We start from the raw sequence: 358 nt of genomic DNA, 5'->3' as shown, positions 1-358 counted from the left end.
ACAGGTAAACCGTTAGTAGAACCAGAGGTGTTTAAAAGTTCACAAATAAAATGGTATTTAATGGATCGGTTTGCCGATTTAAAATATCCCTATTTTGCCTTTAAAAAAGGTTGGCAAATGGGTTTTTGTGGGTATGATGAACAAGGTATGGCACGCCCCTGTCCAGATGAGCGATTAGAAAAAAGTATTGAGTATTTTAATTACGCCATTGAAGGTGGCTATCATTGCTACGAAAATTTGATAGGCAGTATGTTATTTCAACAAGGTCGTCATTATAAAGATCAGAAATATAAACAACTGAATAAATTAACCGAATACCGCAGAGCATTAAAATCAGACGATTTAAAACAGGCAATAG

1 protein-coding gene is annotated in these 358 nt (G+C 34.9%); it reads left to right on the top strand.

Annotated features, from left to right (window positions below; all coding sequences use genetic code 11):
* Positions 1 to 358: hypothetical protein (locus tag J3U35_RS02465; RefSeq protein WP_267359325.1), on the top strand; the 358-nt coding region annotated here is incomplete at both ends.

The organism is Gilliamella sp. B2717, from assembly GCF_026536675.1.
Lineage (GTDB): Bacteria > Pseudomonadota > Gammaproteobacteria > Enterobacterales > Orbaceae > Gilliamella > Gilliamella apicola_I.
Note: the sequence above shows the minus strand (reverse complement) of the source record. Positions and strands in the feature narration are given on the sequence as shown.